The organism is Kitasatospora sp. SC0581, assembly GCF_048159585.1.
In the GTDB taxonomy this organism is placed as follows: domain Bacteria; phylum Actinomycetota; class Actinomycetes; order Streptomycetales; family Streptomycetaceae; genus Kitasatospora.
Genome location: NZ_JBLRWA010000236.1, coordinates 1 through 365, shown reverse-complemented (window position 1 = coordinate 365; position 365 = coordinate 1). Strand labels below are relative to the sequence as shown.

The following is a 365-nucleotide window of genomic DNA, read 5'->3' as shown; positions in this document are numbered from 1 at the left end:
GGTCGAGTCGGTCGCACCTCTGGCATTTGAATGATCATGGTCGGTGGAGTGCCAAGGTATCGTCACCTCGCGGTGCCGATACGGCTCACCCGGGCGCCCCGGCGCGGCACTTCGAACGGCGCGGCCGGCCGCCGGACCATCGCCTCATGGACGCGTACGTGGAGCAGCTTGCCGCCGAGCTGGCCGACCTCCGTGCAGGCCTCGATCCGGCTGCCGTCGATCTCGCGGACGAGCTGCTGGGCACCGTGGCGATGGCCTTCGTCGTGGCGCAGCTGGACCGCGCCGCCGACGACCAGGGCGACGCCGCCGAGGAGCTTCGGCCCGGTCGGTGACCGCCCGTCAGACCGGTAGCGTCGGCCCGATGA

Annotated in this window: 1 protein-coding gene; it reads left to right on the top strand. The window is 71.5% G+C overall.

Going from position 1 to position 365, the window contains the following annotated elements; all coding sequences use genetic code 11:
- Positions 1–146 precede the first annotated feature (146 nt).
- Positions 147–332 (top strand): hypothetical protein, encoded by a 186-nt coding sequence (locus tag ACLWS4_RS37930; protein WP_416876567.1) that lies wholly within the window; start codon positions 147–149, stop codon positions 330–332.
- The last annotated feature ends 33 nt before the right edge of the window (positions 333–365 follow it).

Coding starts and splice junctions, on each gene's coding strand:
- ACLWS4_RS37930 (WP_416876567.1), top strand. CDS start 147: ATGGACGCGTACGTGGAGCAGCTTGCCGCCGAGCTGGCCGACCTCCGT.